This is a genomic window from Streptomyces sp. NPDC003327 (assembly GCF_053589515.1).
Window position 1 is genome coordinate 55,639 of record NZ_JBSFSA010000002.1, and the last position, 15,795, is coordinate 71,433.

Annotated in this window: 19 protein-coding genes; 4 read left to right on the forward strand and 15 right to left on the reverse strand. The window is 71.4% G+C overall.

Features of this window, described 5'->3' with window-relative positions:
- Positions 1–66: 66 nt before the first annotated feature.
- From dapD to ACWDVG_RS01900, 3 genes are read right to left on the reverse strand one after another with little or no spacing between them, the layout of a single operon-like run.
- A complete protein-coding gene (dapD, locus tag ACWDVG_RS01890; protein WP_451695195.1) occupies positions 67–1,050 on the reverse strand; it encodes a 2,3,4,5-tetrahydropyridine-2,6-dicarboxylate N-succinyltransferase in 984 nt (327 codons plus the stop codon).
- Positions 1,051–1,094: 44 nt separating this feature from the next.
- Positions 1,095–1,685 carry a TetR/AcrR family transcriptional regulator gene (locus ACWDVG_RS01895; protein WP_451695197.1) on the reverse strand — a complete coding sequence of 197 codons (591 nt, stop codon included), beginning with the start codon at positions 1,683–1,685 and terminating at the stop codon, positions 1,095–1,097.
- Positions 1,685–2,005, reverse strand: coding sequence for a DMT family transporter (locus ACWDVG_RS01900; protein WP_451695199.1), 321 nt, complete (start codon positions 2,003–2,005; stop codon positions 1,685–1,687). Before ACWDVG_RS01900 ends, ACWDVG_RS01895 begins: the two co-directional genes overlap by 1 nt.
- Positions 2,006–2,046: 41 nt before the next feature.
- On the opposite strand from ACWDVG_RS01900, the gene ACWDVG_RS01905 reads away from it, so the two are divergent.
- Entirely contained in the window at positions 2,047–3,096 is a 1,050-nt protein-coding gene (locus ACWDVG_RS01905) for an oxidoreductase (protein ID WP_451695201.1), read from the forward strand.
- A 52-nt stretch (positions 3,097–3,148) separates the two neighbouring features.
- On the opposite strand, the gene ACWDVG_RS01910 is transcribed toward ACWDVG_RS01905, so the two are convergent.
- The 9 genes from ACWDVG_RS01910 to ACWDVG_RS01950 all read right to left on the reverse strand — a co-directional run bounded on the left by ACWDVG_RS01910 (position 3,149) and on the right by ACWDVG_RS01950 (position 10,170).
- Positions 3,149–3,514, reverse strand: a complete 366-nt coding sequence (locus ACWDVG_RS01910) for a VOC family protein (protein ID WP_451695202.1) — start codon at positions 3,512–3,514, stop codon at positions 3,149–3,151.
- A gap of 69 nt (positions 3,515–3,583) precedes the next feature.
- On the reverse strand, positions 3,584–3,922 hold the full coding sequence (locus tag ACWDVG_RS01915) for a metal-sulfur cluster assembly factor (RefSeq protein WP_451695204.1): 339 nt from the start codon (positions 3,920–3,922) through the stop codon (positions 3,584–3,586).
- The gene (gene sufU / locus ACWDVG_RS01920; RefSeq protein ID WP_451695206.1) at positions 3,919–4,383 is read right to left on the reverse strand and encodes a Fe-S cluster assembly sulfur transfer protein SufU; all 465 of its coding nucleotides are present in this window, start codon (positions 4,381–4,383) and stop codon (positions 3,919–3,921) included. The genes ACWDVG_RS01915 and sufU overlap by 4 nt, the downstream gene beginning before the upstream one ends.
- 10 nt (positions 4,384–4,393) lie before the next feature.
- Complete coding sequence (locus tag ACWDVG_RS01925; protein ID WP_451695208.1) at positions 4,394–5,662, reverse strand: cysteine desulfurase; 1,269 nt, start codon at positions 5,660–5,662, stop codon at positions 4,394–4,396.
- Positions 5,659–6,423 (reverse strand): Fe-S cluster assembly ATPase SufC, encoded by a 765-nt coding sequence (gene sufC, locus ACWDVG_RS01930; RefSeq protein ID WP_451695210.1) that lies wholly within the window; start codon positions 6,421–6,423, stop codon positions 5,659–5,661. The genes ACWDVG_RS01925 and sufC overlap by 4 nt, the downstream gene beginning before the upstream one ends.
- Positions 6,424–6,430: 7 nt before the next feature.
- Positions 6,431–6,748, reverse strand: a complete 318-nt coding sequence (locus tag ACWDVG_RS01935) for a bifunctional 3-phenylpropionate/cinnamic acid dioxygenase ferredoxin subunit (protein WP_451695211.1) — start codon at positions 6,746–6,748, stop codon at positions 6,431–6,433.
- Entirely contained in the window at positions 6,748–7,971 is a 1,224-nt protein-coding gene (sufD, locus tag ACWDVG_RS01940) for a Fe-S cluster assembly protein SufD (protein ID WP_451695213.1), read from the reverse strand. The genes ACWDVG_RS01935 and sufD overlap by 1 nt, the downstream gene beginning before the upstream one ends.
- A gap of 61 nt (positions 7,972–8,032) precedes the next feature.
- Positions 8,033–9,448: a Fe-S cluster assembly protein SufB gene (gene sufB / locus ACWDVG_RS01945; protein WP_451695214.1), complete on the reverse strand. Its 1,416-nt coding sequence runs from the start codon at positions 9,446–9,448 to the stop codon at positions 8,033–8,035.
- Positions 9,445–10,170 carry a helix-turn-helix transcriptional regulator gene (locus ACWDVG_RS01950; RefSeq protein ID WP_451695216.1) on the reverse strand — a complete coding sequence of 242 codons (726 nt, stop codon included), beginning with the start codon at positions 10,168–10,170 and terminating at the stop codon, positions 9,445–9,447. Before ACWDVG_RS01950 ends, sufB begins: the two co-directional genes overlap by 4 nt.
- Before the next feature lie 170 nt (positions 10,171–10,340).
- On the opposite strand from ACWDVG_RS01950, the gene ACWDVG_RS01955 reads away from it, so the two are divergent.
- The 3 genes from ACWDVG_RS01955 to ACWDVG_RS01965 all read left to right on the forward strand — a co-directional run bounded on the left by ACWDVG_RS01955 (position 10,341) and on the right by ACWDVG_RS01965 (position 13,064).
- Entirely contained in the window at positions 10,341–11,267 is a 927-nt protein-coding gene (locus ACWDVG_RS01955; protein WP_451695218.1) for an ABC transporter ATP-binding protein, read from the forward strand.
- Positions 11,264–12,028 (forward strand): ABC transporter permease, encoded by a 765-nt coding sequence (locus ACWDVG_RS01960; RefSeq protein ID WP_451695219.1) that lies wholly within the window; start codon positions 11,264–11,266, stop codon positions 12,026–12,028. The genes ACWDVG_RS01955 and ACWDVG_RS01960 overlap by 4 nt, the downstream gene beginning before the upstream one ends.
- Before the next feature lie 64 nt (positions 12,029–12,092).
- Positions 12,093–13,064, forward strand: coding sequence for a COX15/CtaA family protein (locus tag ACWDVG_RS01965; RefSeq protein WP_451695631.1), 972 nt, complete (start codon positions 12,093–12,095; stop codon positions 13,062–13,064).
- 24 nt (positions 13,065–13,088) lie between these two features.
- Here the strand turns inward: ACWDVG_RS01965 and ACWDVG_RS01970 are convergent, their stop codons facing one another.
- The 3 genes from ACWDVG_RS01970 to ACWDVG_RS01980 all read right to left on the reverse strand — a co-directional run bounded on the left by ACWDVG_RS01970 (position 13,089) and on the right by ACWDVG_RS01980 (position 15,618).
- On the reverse strand, positions 13,089–14,168 hold the full coding sequence (locus ACWDVG_RS01970; protein WP_451695221.1) for an amidohydrolase: 1,080 nt from the start codon (positions 14,166–14,168) through the stop codon (positions 13,089–13,091).
- 72 nt (positions 14,169–14,240) lie between these two features.
- A complete protein-coding gene (locus ACWDVG_RS01975) occupies positions 14,241–14,561 on the reverse strand; it encodes a hypothetical protein (RefSeq protein WP_451695223.1) in 321 nt (106 codons plus the stop codon).
- Between the two features lie 103 nt (positions 14,562–14,664).
- Positions 14,665–15,618, reverse strand: coding sequence for a heme o synthase (locus ACWDVG_RS01980; RefSeq protein WP_451695224.1), 954 nt, complete (start codon positions 15,616–15,618; stop codon positions 14,665–14,667).
- Between the last annotated feature and the right edge of the window lie 177 nt (positions 15,619–15,795).

Consider the following 15,795-nt stretch of genomic DNA (forward strand, 5'->3'; position numbering starts at 1 on the left):
TCTGTCCGACCGCAGTGACTCTGCGCCTGCTCAACGACGTGCGCTGACGCAGGGTCACCACCCCGGTCAGTTGTGGCTGTGGAGGATGTCGTTCAGGCCGCCCCAGACCGCGTTGTTCGGGCGGGCCTCGACGGCGCCGGTCACCGAGTTGCGGCGGAAGAGGATGTTCGAGGCGCCGGAGAGCTCACGGGCCTTCACGATCTGGCCGTCGGGCATGGTGACCCTGGTGCCGGCGGTGACGTACAGACCGGCCTCGACGACGCACTCGTCGCCGAGCGCGATGCCGACGCCCGCCTCGGCGCCGACCAGGCAGCGCTCGCCGATGGAGATGACGACGTTGCCGCCACCGGAGAGGGTGCCCATGGTGGAGGCGCCGCCGCCGATGTCGGAGCCGTTGCCGACGACGACGCCGGCGGAGATGCGGCCCTCGACCATGGAGGTGCCGAGGGTCCCGGCGTTGAAGTTGACGAAGCCCTCGTGCATGACGGTGGTGCCGGCGGCGAGGTGGGCGCCGAGGCGGACGCGGTCGGCGTCGGCGATGCGGACGCCGGTGGGCACGACGTAGTCCGTCATGCGCGGGAACTTGTCGATCGAGGTGACCTGGAGGTGCAGGCCCTCGGCGCGGGCGTTGAGGCGCACCTTCTCGATGTCGTCGACGGCGACCGGGCCGAGCGAGGTCCAGGCGACGTTGGCGAGGAGGCCGAAGACGCCGTCCAGGCTCTGGCCGTGCGGCTTGACGAGGCGGTGGCTCAGCAGGTGGAGGCGGAGGTACGCGTCGTGGGCGTCGAGCGGCTTCTCGTCGAGCGAGGCGATGACGGTGCGGACGGCGACGACCTCGACGCCGCGGCGGGCGTCCACGCCGAGGGCCTTGGCCGCGCCCTCGCCGAGGGCGTTCACCGCCTCCTCTGCGGAGAGCCGCTCGGTGCCGGCGGGGCCCGGGGCGTCGGTCAGCTCGGGGGCGGGGAACCAGGTGTCGAGGACGGTGCCGTCGCCGGCGAGGGTGGCGAGGCCGGCGGCGACGGCGCCGGTGGTGCGAGAAGCAGTGGTCATGACGGAAAACCTAACCGGCGGGCCCCCGCCCGGGCCAACCGGTCTCAGGTGTCGGTCGAGCGGCCCGGAGGTTCCGACGAGCCCCGGTCCGGGCGGTTCGGCGGTTCCGTCAGGAGCCGGGCGAGCATCTCGCGCGCGTGCTCCTCGTCGTACGAGCCGCCCGTGACGAGGACCCGGAGGCAGAGGCCGTCCACGAGGGCGACGAGCGCGCGGGCGGTGGCGGGGTCGGTGCGGACGCCGAGCGCGGCGACGAGGGCGCCGGTCCACTCGGCGGCGACGGGCCGCAGGGCGGGGCGGCGCAGGGCGGCCAGGTGGAGCTCGTACGCCGGCGCGATCCCGGTCCGGGAACCGTCGAGCCACTCCCCCATGAGCCGGGCGAGCGCGGCGGCGGGGTCGGCCGGCGCGGGAGTGGCGCGCAGCCGCCCGCGGAACTCCTCGCAGACCGTGCGGAAGGCGGCGGCGAGCAGGTCGTCGAGGGAGGCGAAGTGGTACGTGGTGGAGCCGAGCGGCACGTCCGCCTCGGCGGCGACGGTGCGGTGGCTGACCCCGCCGACGCCGGCGCGCCGGACGACCCGCACGGCGGCGTCGACGATCCGCTCGCGCCGCTCGGGGTCGTGGCGGCGGGCGCGGGCCATCAGTGGGCGCCGCCGAGGTTGAGGACGGCGACCCCGGCGATGATGAGGACGATCCCGGCGATCTTGGCGAGGCCGAGGGTCTCGCCGAGGAAGAGGACGCCGATGGCGGCGACGGCGGCGGTGCCGACCCCGGACCAGATGGCGTAGGCGGTGCCGACCTGGAGGGTCTTGAGCGCCTGCGCGAGGAGGGCGAAGGCGACGAGGTAGCCGACGGCGGTGACGAGGGAGGGCCAGAGCCGGGAGAAGCCGTCGCTGTACTTCATCGAGGTCGTGGCGAGGATCTCCGCCGCGATGGCGCCCGCCAGCAGTCCGTAACCCATGTGTACGACCGTACACAACGGTGCGCGCTACGGTGTCCGGCATGACGTTTCCCCCGGGGCCCCACGGCTATGCCTACGCTCCCCCGCCCCCGCCGCCGAAGCCCGGCGTGATACCCCTGGCACCGCTGGGTCTCGGCCAGATCCTCGGCGGTGCCTTCACCACCATCGGCAGGTACTGGAAACCGCTGCTCGGCGTGGCCGCCGTCGCCTTCGGCGCGGCCCTGCTGGCGCTCGCCGCGGCCGTCGGCGTCGCGTACGCCCTGGTGGCCGACCAGGTGTCCGCGGTCTTCGACCCGACGGACGGGCGGGCCCCCGGCTGGGAGGAGAGCCGGGCGCTGCTGATCGCCTTCGCCGGTGTGTGGCTGATCGCCACGGTCGGCATGGTGGCCGCGAGCGCGCTCGTGTACGCGGCCTGTCCTGCCGTGCTCCAGGACGCGGTCGTCGGCCGGCGCACGACCTTCGGGGTGGTCTGGCGCCGCGCCTTGTCGCGGACGCCCGCGGTGTTCGCGACCGTGTTCCTGACGCTGCTGCTGACCGTGCCGCTCCCGCTCCTCGTCTTCACGGGCACGTTCGTCGGTCTGCTGGTGGCGCTCTCGGGGTCGGGCCCCGTCGCGCTGGTGGTCCTGTCGTTCGGGGGAGCCGTGCTGGCCACCCTGCTGACGGCCCCGTTCTCCGCCTGGCTCTGGGTCAAGTTCAGCCTGGCGCCCTCGGCCGCCGTCATGGAGGGACAGGGCCCGCTGGCCGCGATGCGCCGCTCGTCCCGGCTGGTGAGCGGCTCGTGGTGGCGGATCTTCGGGTGCACGCTGGTGGCCGGTCTCATCGCCGCGGTCGCCAACTGGGTGCTCCAGCAGGTCCTGAACATGGTGGTGTCCACTCCGTTGTCCGTCGCGGACGGCCCGTCGGCCGACTCTCCCGGGGACGTCCTGCTCCTCCTCGCCCCGGTCCTGGTGATCGCGACCGTCGGCTCCCTGGTGGGCCAGTTCGTCACCTCGGTCCTGCCCCCGCTGGTGACCGGCCTGCTCTACGTCGACCAGCGCATCCGCAAGGAGAACCTGGCCCCGGAGCTGGCCCGGGCGGCGGGCCTGGGCTGACGCCCGCCCCGCTGACGCCCGGGGTCCGCGGTCTCCGGGGCCCCGGTCGTCCTCAGTCCGTGAGCGACCGCATCGGCCGCAGCACGCAGAACTCGTTGCCCTCGGGATCGGCGAGGGTCACCCAGGTCGCGCCCGGACCCTGCCCCAGGTCGATGCGCCGGGCGCCGAGCGCGAGGATCCTGGCGACCTCGGCCTCCTGGTCGTCCGGCGTGAGGTCGAGGTGGAGCCGGTTCTTGACGGTCTTGGACTCCGGGACGGGCACGAAGCACAGACCCGGCAGGGCGTGCTCGTGGGCTCCGACGACGATCTCGTCGTCCGCCTCGTAGAGGATCTTCCAGTCCAGGACCTCCGCCCAGAAGCGGGCCTGGGAGGGAAGGTCGTGACAATCGACGGTGACGTGGTACATGCGAACGGCCATGCCCCCCAGTGTGACGGGTGAGCATGGCCGTACTCAGGCGAAACGAGGTCGCCGATCGTTCGGGGAGCGTCAGACGTTGAAGCCGAGCGCGCGGAGCTGCTCCCGGCCGTCGTCCGTGATCTTGTCCGGGCCCCACGGCGGCATCCAGACCCAGTTGATCTTCAGCTCGTTGACGATGCCGTCGGTGGCGGCCTTCGCCTGGTCCTCGATCACGTCGGTCAGCGGACAGGCCGCCGACGTCAGCGTCATGTCCAGCGTCGCGATGTTCGCGTCGTCGATGTGGATGCCGTAGATCAGGCCCAGGTTGACGACGTCGATGCCCAGCTCGGGGTCGACGACGTCGTACAGCGCCTCGCGGACTTCTTCCTCGGAGGCCGGCTTCATCGTGGCCTCGGCGTTCTCGGTCATGCCGTCTTCCTCTCAGCGCCGTCGCCCAGGGCCTGGGCCGTCGCGTCCTTCCACGCCATCCAGCTGAGCAGCGCGCACTTCACCCGGGCCGGGTACTTGGAGACCCCGGCGAACGCGACGGCGTCCTCCAGGATCTCCTCCATCGCGTCGTCCGGCTCGATCTGGCCCTTGGACTGCATCAGCTCCAGGAAGGTGCCCTGGATCTTCTGCGCCTCGGCCAGGTCCTTGCCGACGAGCAGCTCGTTGAGCACGGACGCCGAGGCCTGGCTGATGGAGCAGCCCTGCCCCTCGTACGAGACGTCCGCGATCCGCTCGCCGTCGTACTTCACGCGGAGCGTGATCTCGTCGCCGCACGTCGGGTTGACGTGGTGCACCTCGGCGTCGCCGTCCCGAAGACCGCGCCCGTGCGGGTGCTTGTAGTGGTCCAGGATGACGTCCTGGTACATCGAATCCAGCTTCACGAGCCGTCTCCTAGCCGAAGAAGTTCCGTACGTGCTCCAGTCCCTCGACCAGGGCGTCGACCTCGGCCGGGGTGGAGTACAGATAGAACGACGCTCGCGTGGTCGCGGGAATTCCGTACCGCAGGCAGACCGGCCGCGCGCAGTGGTGGCCGACCCGGACCGCGATGCCCTGCTCGTCGAGCACCTGCCCCACGTCGTGGGGGTGGATGTCGCCGAGCGTGAAGGAGATCGCCGCGCCGCGGTCCTCGGCCGTGGTGGGGCCGATGATCCGCAGGTCCGGGACCTCCTGGAGGCGCCGGACGGCGTACTCGGTGATCGCGTGCTCGTGGCGCGCGATGTTCTCCATGCCGATCGCGGAGAGGTAGTCCACGGCCGCGCCGAGACCGACGGCCTGGGCGATCGGGGGCGTACCCGCCTCGAACTTGTGCGGGGCGGGGGCGTAGGTCGAGGAGTGCATCGAGACGGTCTCGATCATCTCGCCGCCGCCGAGGAAGGGCGGCAGGTCCTCCAGGAGCTCCTGCCGTCCCCACAGCACGCCGATGCCGGTCGGGCCGCACATCTTGTGGCCGGTGAAGGCCACGAAGTCGGCCTGGAGCGCCTGCACGTCCAGGACCATGTGCGGGGCCGCCTGCGAGGCGTCGATGCAGACGAGCGCACCGACCTCCTGGGCGCGGCGGATGATCGTCTCGACCGGGTTGACCGTGCCCAGCAGGTTCGAGACCAGCGTGAAGGAGACGATCTTGGTCTTCTCGGTGATGACCTCTTCGATGTTCGAGAGGTCGAGACGGCCGTCGTCGGTGAGGCCGAACCACTTCAGCTTCGCGCCGGTGCGCTGCGAGAGCAGCTGCCACGGGACGATGTTGGAGTGGTGCTCCATCTCCGTGATGGCGATCTCGGTCTCGTGGTCCACGCGGTAGGGCTCGTCGGCCCAGCCCAGCATGTTCGCGACGAGGTTGAGCGACTCCGAGGCGTTCTTGGTGAAGATCACCTCGTCGCGGCTCGGCGCGTTGACGAAGGCGGCGACCTTGTCGCGGGCGCCCTCGTACAGCGCGGTAGCCTCCTCGGCGACCGTGTAGACGCCACGGTGGACATTGGCGTTGTGCCGCTCGTAGTACGCGTTGAGCGCGTCGAGGACCTGGCGCGGCTTCTGCGAGGTCGCCGCGGAGTCCAGGTACACGATCTTCTTGCCGTCGTGGACCACGCGATCCAGGAGCGGGAAGTCCTTGCGGATCGCCTCGGTGTCGAGGAGGCCGGTCAGCCCCTGATGGGCGGAAGTCACGCGGATGCGCCACCCTTCACGTACTTGTCGTAGCCCTCGTTCTCCAGCTGGTCGGCGAGCTCGGCGCCGCCGGACTCGACGATGCGGCCGTTCGCGAAGACGTGCACGAAGTCGGGCTTGATGTAGCGCAGGATGCGCGTGTAGTGCGTGATCAGCAGGGTGCCGACCTCGCCGGTCTCGCGGACGCGGTTGACGCCCTCGGAGACGATGCGAAGGGCGTCGACGTCGAGGCCGGAGTCGGTCTCGTCGAGGATGGCGATCTTCGGCTTGAGCAGTTCGAGCTGGAGGATCTCGTGGCGCTTCTTCTCGCCGCCGGAGAAGCCCTCGTTGACGTTGCGCTCGGCGAAGGCGGGGTCCATGGAGAGCTTCTCCATGGCCTCCTTGACCTCCTTGACCCAGGTGCGCAGCTTGGGGGCCTCGCCGCGGACGGCGGTGGCGGAGGTGCGCAGGAAGTTGGAGACCGAGACGCCGGGGACCTCGACCGGGTACTGCATGGCGAGGAAGACGCCGGCGCGGGCGCGCTCGTCGACCGACATCTCCAGGACGTCCTCACCGTCGAGGGTGACGGTGCCGCCGGTGATCGTGTACTTCGGGTGTCCGGCCAGGGAGTACGCCAGGGTCGACTTGCCCGAGCCGTTGGGGCCCATGACCGCGTGGGTCTCGCCCTGCTTGATGGTCAGGTCGACGCCCTTGAGGATCTCGCGGGGGCCGTTCTCCGCCTCGACGGAGACGTGCAGGTCGTGGATTTCGAGCGTTGCCATGGGTGACTCAGGACTCCTGGGTGACGGAGACGAGCACATCGTCCCCTTCGATCTGTACGGGGTATACGGGGACGGGGCGCGTCGCGGGAAGGCCGGACGGCTTGCCGGTGCGGAGGTCGAAGCTGGAGCCGTGCAGCCAGCACTCGATGGCGCAGTCCTCGACCTCGCCCTCCGAGAGGGAGACGTTGGCGTGCGAGCAGATGTCGTTGATCGCGAACACCTCGCCCTCGGTGCGCACGACGGACACCGGGGTGCCGTCGATCTCGACCCGCTTCGGGGTGTCGTTCTCCAGCTCGCTCAGCGCGCAGACACGGACGAAGGCCATCAGACCGAGGCCTCCAGCTCCGCCTCGATCTTCGCGATGAGGCGCTCCTCGACGTCCGGCAGACCGATCTGCTGGACCAGCTCGGCGAAGAAGCCCCGTACGACGAGGCGGCGGGCCTCGGTCTCCGGGATGCCGCGGGACATCAGGTAGAAGAGCTGCTCGTCGTCGAAGCGGCCGGTGGCGGAGGCGTGGCCGGCGCCGGCGATCTCGCCGGTCTCGATCTCCAGGTTGGGGACGGAGTCGACCCGGGCGCCGTCGGTGAGGACCAGGTTCCGGTTGAGCTCGTAGGTGTCGGTGCCCTCGGCCGCGGCCTCGATGAGGACGTCGCCGATCCACACGGCGTGCGCGTCCTGGCCCTGCAGCGCGCCCTTGTAGGCCACGTTGGACGTGCAGTGCGGGACGTTGTGGGTGACCAGGAGGCGGTGCTCCTGGTGCTGCCCGGCGTCGGTGAAGTAGAGGCCGAAGAGCTCGGCCTCGCCGCCGGGGGCGGCGTAGGTGACGCGCGGGTGGATGCGGACGACGTCGCCGCCGAAGGTGACGACGACCGACTTGAAGGAGGCGTCGCGGCCGATCAGCGCGTTGTGCTGGGCGACGTGGACGGCCTTCTCGTCCCAGTCCTGGACGGAGACGACCGTGAGCTTGGCGCCGTCGCCGAGCACGTAGTCGACGTTGGCGGCGAGGACCGCGTCGCCGGTGTGGTCGATGACGACGACGGCCTCGGCGAAGGCGCCGAGTTCGATGACCTGGTGGCCGAAGGCGACCCCGCCCTCGCCGTGGACGGCGATGCGGATCGGCTCGGCGAGCACGGTCTCCTTGGCGACGGTGACGACCGAGGCCTTCTCGAAGGAGGAGTACGCCTGGGCGGCGACGCGGTCGACCGGCGTGCCGGCCCTGCCGAGGCGCGCGTCGTCCCGGCCGACCGTCTCCACGGTGACGCCCTCGGGGGCCTCGACCTCGAGGCGGACGCCCTCGCCGGTGGCGACGGCGGTGCCGTCGTGCAGGCCGCGGAGGCGCTCCAGCGGGGTGAACCGCCACTCCTCCTCACGGCCGTGCGGGACGGGGAAGTCCGCGACGTCGAAGGACGGGGGCGCGCTCATGCGCGTGGCGACGGTGGACTCGGCGGCCACCGCGATCGAGCCGGCGGTGGTGGAGCCCGCCGGTGGGGGTCCCCCCTGGACCTTTGCGGAGCGAAGGTCCTCGGGGGAGTTCTGAGCCTCAGCCATGGCTGTCGTCTTGCTCTCTTCCTGCGTACGTAGAAGTCGGTCGCTGCGGGTGCGGGGGCTCTTAGCCGACCGCGCCTTCCATCTGCAGCTCGATCAGCCGGTTGAGCTCCAGGGCGTACTCCATCGGGAGCTCCTTGGCGATGGGCTCGACGAAGCCTCGAACGATCATCGCCATGGCCTCGAACTCGGTGAGGCCGCGGCTCATCAGGTAGAAGAGCTGGTCCTCGGAGACCTTGGAGACGGTGGCCTCGTGGCCCATGGAGACGTCGTCCTCGCGCACGTCCACGTAGGGGTACGTGTCGGAGCGGGAGATCGTGTCGACGAGCAGCGCGTCGCACAGGACGTTGGACTTGGAGCCCGGGGCGCCCTCGCCGATCTCGATGAGACCGCGGTAGGAGGTGCGGCCGCCGCCTCGCGCCACCGACTTGGAGACGATGTTGGAGGAGGTGTTCGGGGCCAGGTGGACCATCTTGGCGCCGGCGTCCTGGTGCTGGCCCTCGCCCGCGAAGGCGATGGAGAGCGTCTCGCCCTTGGCGTGCTCGCCCATGAGGTAGACGGCCGGGTACTTCATGGTGACCTTGGAGCCGATGTTGCCGTCGACCCACTCCATGGTGGCGCCCTCGTAGGCGACGGCGCGCTTGGTCACGAGGTTGTAGACGTTGTTCGACCAGTTCTGGATGGTCGTGTAGCGGCAGCGGCCGCCCTTCTTCACGATGATCTCGACGACCGCGGAGTGCAGGGAGTCCGAGGAGTAGATCGGGGCGGTGCAGCCCTCGACGTAGTGGACGTAGGCGTCCTCGTCGACGATGATCAGCGTCCGCTCGAACTGGCCCATGTTCTCGGTGTTGATGCGGAAGTAGGCCTGGAGCGGGATCTCGACGTGCACGCCCTTGGGGACGTAGATGAACGATCCGCCGGACCACACGGCCGTGTTCAGCGAGGCGAACTTGTTGTCGCCGACCGGGATGACGGTGCCGAAGTACTCCTTGAAGAGCTCCTCGTGCTCCTTCAGCGCGGTGTCGGTGTCGACGAAGATGACGCCCTGCTCCTCCAGGTCCTCGCGGATCTGGTGGTAGACGACCTCGGACTCGTACTGGGCGGCGACACCGGCGACGAGGCGCTGCTTCTCCGCCTCCGGGATGCCGAGCTTGTCGTACGTGTTCTTGATGTCCTCCGGCAGGTCCTCCCAGGACTCGGCCTGCTTCTCGGTGGACCGCACGAAGTACTTGATGTTGTCGAAGTCGATGCCGGAGAGGTCGGAGCCCCAGGTCGGCATGGGCTTCTTGTCGAAGAGCCGCAGACCCTTGAGACGCAGCTTCAGCATCCACTCGGGCTCGTTCTTCTTCTCGGAGATGTCGCGGACGACAGCCTCGGAGAGACCGCGCTTGGCCGCGGCGCCGGCCGCGTCGGAGTCGGCCCAGCCGTACTCGTACCGACCCAGGCCCTCGAGCTCGGGGTGGCTGATCTCGGTGGTCATGCGGGGTTCCTCCCGGCCGTGCTTGCGGATGCTGATTCGGTGGTCTGCGGGGCGCCGTGCGGGATGAACGTGGTGCAGACGCCGTCACCATGCGCGATGGTGGCGAGACGCTGGACGTGCGTTCCCAGGAGGCGGGAGAAGAACTCCGTTTCCGCCTCGCACAGCTGGGGGTACTGCTCGGCGACGTGGGCGACCGGGCAGTGGTGCTGGCAGAGCTGCTCGCCGACCGGCGCGTTGCGCGCGGTGGCAGCGTACCCGTCGGCCGTCAGGGCCTTGGCCAGTGCCTCGGTCCGCCGCTCGGGGTCCGCCGATTCGACGGCCTCGCGGTAGGCCCGGGACTGGCTCTCGATCCGGTCGCGGGCGAAGGCGGCGACGGCCGCCTCTCCCCCGGCGTTGCGCTCGATCCAGCGGAGCGCCTCGACGGCGAGCGAGTCGTACGACTGGTCGAACGCGTCCCGGCCGCAGTCGGTGAGCGCGAAGACCTTGGCGGGGCGGCCGCGGGTGCGGGTGCCGTAGACGCGCTTCTCGCGGGCCTCGACGACGGAGTCGGCGACCAGCGAGTCGAGGTGGCGGCGGACGGCGGCCTGGGTCAGGCCGAGCCGCTCGGCGAGGTCGGCGACGGTCGACGGCCCGTGGTCCAGGATCGACCGCGCGACCCGGTTGCGCGTCGAACGCTCACGGGTCGCGAGTTCCTCCACGGGAGCCGCGCCAACGTTTTTCACAACGCCATTGTTGCGTAATTAATCGCGGAGTGACAAGCCGCGTCACGGACGCCGACGGTGCTCTGCATCACTCAGGTAAGGCTTACCTGACCTGCGGAAATGATCATTGGTGGGATGAATGCGGCCGCCCGGTGCGCCCCCGCTCCGGCACCCTCTCTAGACTTCCGTGCATGGCAAACGAGTCCGTCGTCCAGGTCCGCGGCCTGGTCAAGCGGTACGGGAAGAAGACCGCCGTCGACGGGCTCGACCTCGACGTGCGGGCCGGCACCGTCACCGCCGTCCTCGGCCCCAACGGGGCCGGCAAGACCACCACCGTCGAGACCTGCGAGGGTTACCGCACCCCCGACGCGGGCACCGTCCGCGTCCTCGGCCTCGACCCGGTCGCCGACGCCGCGGCCCTGCGCCCCCGCGTCGGCGTCATGCTCCAGTCCGGCGGCGTCTACTCCGGCGCCCGCGCCGACGAGATGCTCCGCCACATGGCGAAACTGCACGCCCACCCCCTCGACGTGGACGCCCTCGTCGAGCGCCTCGGCCTCGGCTCCTGCGGCCGTACGACCTACCGGCGCCTCTCCGGCGGCCAGCAGCAGCGCCTCGCGCTCGCGATGGCCGTGGTCGGCCGCCCCGAACTCGTCTTCCTCGACGAACCGACCGCCGGCCTCGACCCGCAGGCCCGCCGCGCCACCTGGGACCTCGTGCGCGAACTGCGCGCCGACGGCGTGAGCACCGTCCTCACCACCCACTTCATGCAGGAGGCCGAGGAGCTCGCCGACGACGTCGCCATCGTCGACGCCGGCCGGGTCGTCGCCCAGGGCAGCCCCGAGCAGCTGTGCCGCGGCGGCGCCGAGAACACCCTCCGCTTCACCGGCCGCCCCGGGCTCGACCTCGGCTCCCTCCTGAAGGCCCTGCCGGACGGCACCGCCGCCCTGGAGCCGCTCCCCGGCACGTACCGCATCACCGGCGGCGTCGACCCCCAGCTGCTCGCCACGGTCACCAGCTGGTGCGCCCAGCACGGCGTCATGCCGGACGGCATCGCGGTCGAGCGCCACACCCTCGAAGACGTCTTCCTGGAACTGACCGGCAAGGAGCTGCGCGGATGAGCACGGGTACGTACGCGCCGAAGCCGGGGGCCGCCCCCGTCGGGCGGATGATCGCGGCGCAGACCGCCCTGGAGACCCGGATGCTGCTCCGCAACGGCGAGCAGCTCCTCCTCACGGTGATCATCCCCTCCCTGCTGCTCGCGCTCTTCTCGACCGTCGACGTCGTCGACACCGGCGCGGGCGAGGCCGTCGACTTCCTCGCCCCCGGCGTCCTGGCGCTCGCCGTGATGTCCACCGCCTTCACCGGCCAGGCCATCGCCACCGGCTTCGAGCGCCGGTACGGGGTGCTCAAGCGGCTCGCCGCCTCACCGCTCCCCCGCTGGGCGCTCATGACCGCCAAGACGCTCTCCGTCCTGGTCACCGAGGTCCTCCAGGTCGCGCTCCTGACGGCGATCGCCCTGGCGCTCGGCTGGTCCCCGCAGGGCGACCCCTTCTCCGTCCTGCTGCTCCTGGTCCTCGGCACCGCCGCCTTCTCGGGGCTCGGCCTGCTCATGGCGGGCACCCTCAAGGCCGAGGCGACGCTCGCCGCGGCCAACCTCGTCTTCCTGCTGCTCCTGGTCGGCGGCGGGGTCGTCGTCCCGCTGGAGAAGTTCGGCGCGGCGGGCGACGTGCTCGCGCTGCTGCCGATCTCGGCCCTCTCGGACGGCCTGCGGGACGTCCTCCAGGGCGGGGCGCCGATGCCGTGGGGCGACGCGCTGATCCTGGCGGTCTGGGCGGTCCTGGGGCTCGGCGCGGCGGCGCGGTTCTTCCGCTGGGAGTAACCGCAACGTTCCGTTCCGCCACATACGCCCCCCTCGTGAAAGCGCGCACAAGCGCCGTCCTACGATAGGGCCCGTGTTGACCCCCCTCGCCCTCATCGCCAGGCGCTGGACCCCGTCCCCCCGGACCCTCCGGCGCGCCGCGCTCTCCGCCGTCGTGATGAGCGTGCTCATCATCGTCACCGGCGGCGCCGTGCGGCTGACCGGCTCCGGCCTCGGCTGCGACACCTGGCCCAAGTGCACCGACGAGAGCCTCATCGCCACGCCCGAGCAGGGCTACCGGGGCGCGATCGAGTTCGGCAACCGGATGCTGACGTACGTCCTGTCGGCCGCCGTCGGCTGGACGATCGTCGCCACCCGGTCCACCAAGCCCTGGCGCCGGACCCTGACGCGCTGGGGCTGGGCGCAGTTCTGGATCGTGATGAGCAACGCCGTGCTCGGCGGCATCACGGTCTGGATGGGCCTCAACCCGTGGACGGTGGCCGGCCACTTCCTCGCCGCGAACGCGCTCCTCACGGTGGCGGTCATCACCTGGCACCGGACCGGCGAGGGCGACACGGCCCCCCGTCCGCGCGTGCCGCGCCCGGTGCGGAAGCTCTCCTGGGCGCTCACGGGCACCGCGGCCGCGCTCATCGTGCTCGGTACGACGGTGACCGGAGCCGGCAAGCACGCCGGCGACAGCAGCGACGTCCCGCGCATGCCGTGGGACTGGACGGCCGCCGCGCACCTCCACGCCGTCGCCGCCTGGGTCGTCTGCGCCCTCGCCGTCGCGATGTGGCTGGTGCTGCGCGTGGTCGACGCCCCGGACGACACCCGCGCCCGCGCCCGCGACCTGCTGATCGTGCTGCTCGCCCAGGGTGCCGTGGGCTACGTCCAGTACTTCACGGGCGTCCCCGAGCTGCTGGTGGGCGTCCACATGCTCGGCTCCGCGCTGATGTGGATCGCGGTGGTGCGCCTCGCGCTGAGCCTGCGCGAGCGCCCGGTGACGGCACCGGAGATCCCGGCCCAGGCCGACCCGGTCCCGGCCGCCGCGGCCTGATCCCCGCTCCCCCGGAACACCGCGTCAGGGCAGCCGGTAGACGCGGCGGGCGTTGTCCGCCGCGATCATCCCCGCCACCCGCTGCGCGTCCGTACGGGACCAGGCGCCCTCGCCGACCCACTCCGCCAGCACCCGCCCCAGCGCCGCGCGGAACACGCTCGCGGCGACCACGTGCAGCTCGGGCAGCCCGTCGGCGCCGCTGGAGAACAGCAGCTTGCCGAACGGCGCCAGTTCCAGGACCTCCGCGAGGACGGCCGCGGCGCGGGCCCCGGTCGGGGCGAGGGCGGCGCCCAGGTCCGCGTACACGTGCGGGAACACGGCGGTGAGCCGGGCGGCCGCCCGGTGGTGCGGGGCACCGTGCAGCAGGACGAGGTCGGTGCCGAGACCGGCCGTCGCGGCGGCGAACCCCGCGAGGGCCCCCGGGTCCCGGTCCGCCGTGTGCAGCTGGAGCGGCCGCCCCGTGGAGACGGCGGCCCACAGCAGGTGGCGCAGCAGGACGGGGTCGGCGACCGGGGCCCCGGCTCGGCGCCCGGCGAGCCAGCGTCCTGCGGCGCGCCGCACCTCCCCCGGTTCCGGCGGCTCGGGCACGGCCGCGAGCCCGCTCCGTACGCCCGAGACGGAGGTGAAGGCGACGGCGTGGGCGGCGGCGCCGTGGACGGCCTCGGAGAGGTTGGCGAGAAGCGCGTCGACGGTTCCCGAGGTGTCGGCGACCTGCCGGGCGAGGAGTTCGAGGCGGACGATCTCGTGGGCCCGCGCGTCGGCGGCGGCGGCCAGCTCCGCCGGTCCCGTGAGGTCCCCGGGCGGCCCGGTGTCGACGAGGTACGTGGAGATCCCGGAGGAGCGCAGCAGGCGGCGGCCCGCCTCGGCGGCGCCGAGCTCCCGGCGGCGCGCCAGGTAGCGGGCGGGCGGGCAGTGCGGTTCGAGGCCGAGGAGCGGGGGGCACCAGCGGCGGACGGCGAAGCCGGTCTGGGTGTCGAAGAAGGTGGTGCCGGCGGCCGGCAGGGAGGCGGTCCCGCCGAGGCGGGCCTCGAAGGTGCCGAGGCCGAGCTCCGTGCGGAGCACGCCGTGGCAGTGCTGGTCCACCAGGCCGGGCAGGTCGATCATCTCGGGGGGCTCTCCCTGTGTGGACGCGTCTCCACACGTCCTAACGGGTGAGCCCCGTGCGAGGTTGTTGCCTCAGCCGTTGGAGGGGCCGCCGATCTGGATGCCGGCCATCCGGGTCCACTCGTACGGGCCGGTGACGACCTTCGCGGCGAACTCGCCGTCGAACTCCTCGTGCAGGGTCAGACCGGCCTGCTCGGCGGCCTGCTGCGCGATCGCGTACGTGGGGGCCACCAGGTCGCCCCAGCCGCCGTCCTCGCCGACGAGGACGATGCGGGTGCCTGCCTGGCCGATGTGGGCGAGCTGGCCCTCGGCGCCGCCGTGCTCCTTGGCGAAGGCCCGGATCTCCTTGGCCAGCTTGGCCGCCTTGCGCTCTTCCTGCTTCGTGTCTGCCATGCCAAGGATGCTACCGAGGGGTAGATCGACTGACGACGGCCGGACCACGTGGCGAACGCCACGCGACCCGGCCGCTGATCCGGCCTGACCGGAGAGAAACGGCCTAGCGCAGGAAGGGGTCCACCGCGACCGCCACGAACAGCAGCGAGACGTAGGTGATGGACCAGTGGAAGAGGCGCATCTCCTTGAGCTTCGCGCCGGTGGCCTCGGCCTTCGCGCGGTTGAGGAGCGCGTGCGCCTCCCACAGCCACCAGCCGCCGGTCAGCAGCGCCACGGCGGTGTAGAACCAGCCGGTGTAGCCCAGCGGGGTGAGGAGCAGGGAGACGGCGACCATGACCCAGCTGTAGGCCACGATCTGCTTGGCCACGACCTTGTTGGAGGCCAGGACCGGCAGCATGGGGACGCCGGCGCGCGCGTAGTCGTCCTTCACCTTCATGGAGAGCGGCCAGTAGTGCGGCGGCGTCCAGAAGAAGATGACCAGGAAGAGGATGACCGCGGCCCAGGACATCGAGTTGGTGACGGACGACCAGCCGATGAGGACCGGCAGACAGCCGGCGATGCCGCCCCAGACGATGTTCTGCGCGGTGCGCCGCTTCAGGATCATCGTGTAGACGACCACGTAGAAGAGGAGCGCGCCGAGCGAGAGCGCCGCCGACAGCCAGTTGACGAGCAGGCCGAACCAGAGCGTCGAGACGACGGCGAGGGTGAGGCCGAAGACCAGTCCCTCGCGCGGCGTGAGGACGCCGGTCACGAGCGGCCGCTGGGAGGTGCGGTCCATCAGCGCGTCGATGTCGCGGTCGATGTACATGTTCAGCGCGTTGGCGCCGCCCGCGGAGAGGTAGCCGCCGAAGCAGGTGACGAGCACCAGCCACAGGTCCGGCACGCCCTGCTCGGCGAGGAACATCACCGGAACGGTGGTGATGAGCAGCAGCTCGATGATCCGCGGCTTGGTCAGCGCCACGTATGCCTTGACGCGGGCCCCGAACGGCCGATGGCCCCCCGGGCTGGGAGTCAAGACGACCCCTGCGGGTCGGGACTCGACGGCCGTCACGCACACCCCTGACAGAGAAATTCCCAGCAAGCCCCCCGGATGAAGGCGGGGTGAAACTTGCGCGTACCACGCCACTGTAGACGTTGCCCAGACGCCGATCTTCGCGGGGGTGGGGTCGTGTTGGAGGGGTGCGTCCCACGGTGTGGACGCCGTTCCCGGCGCGCCTCGGGAGGCGAAGTCCCG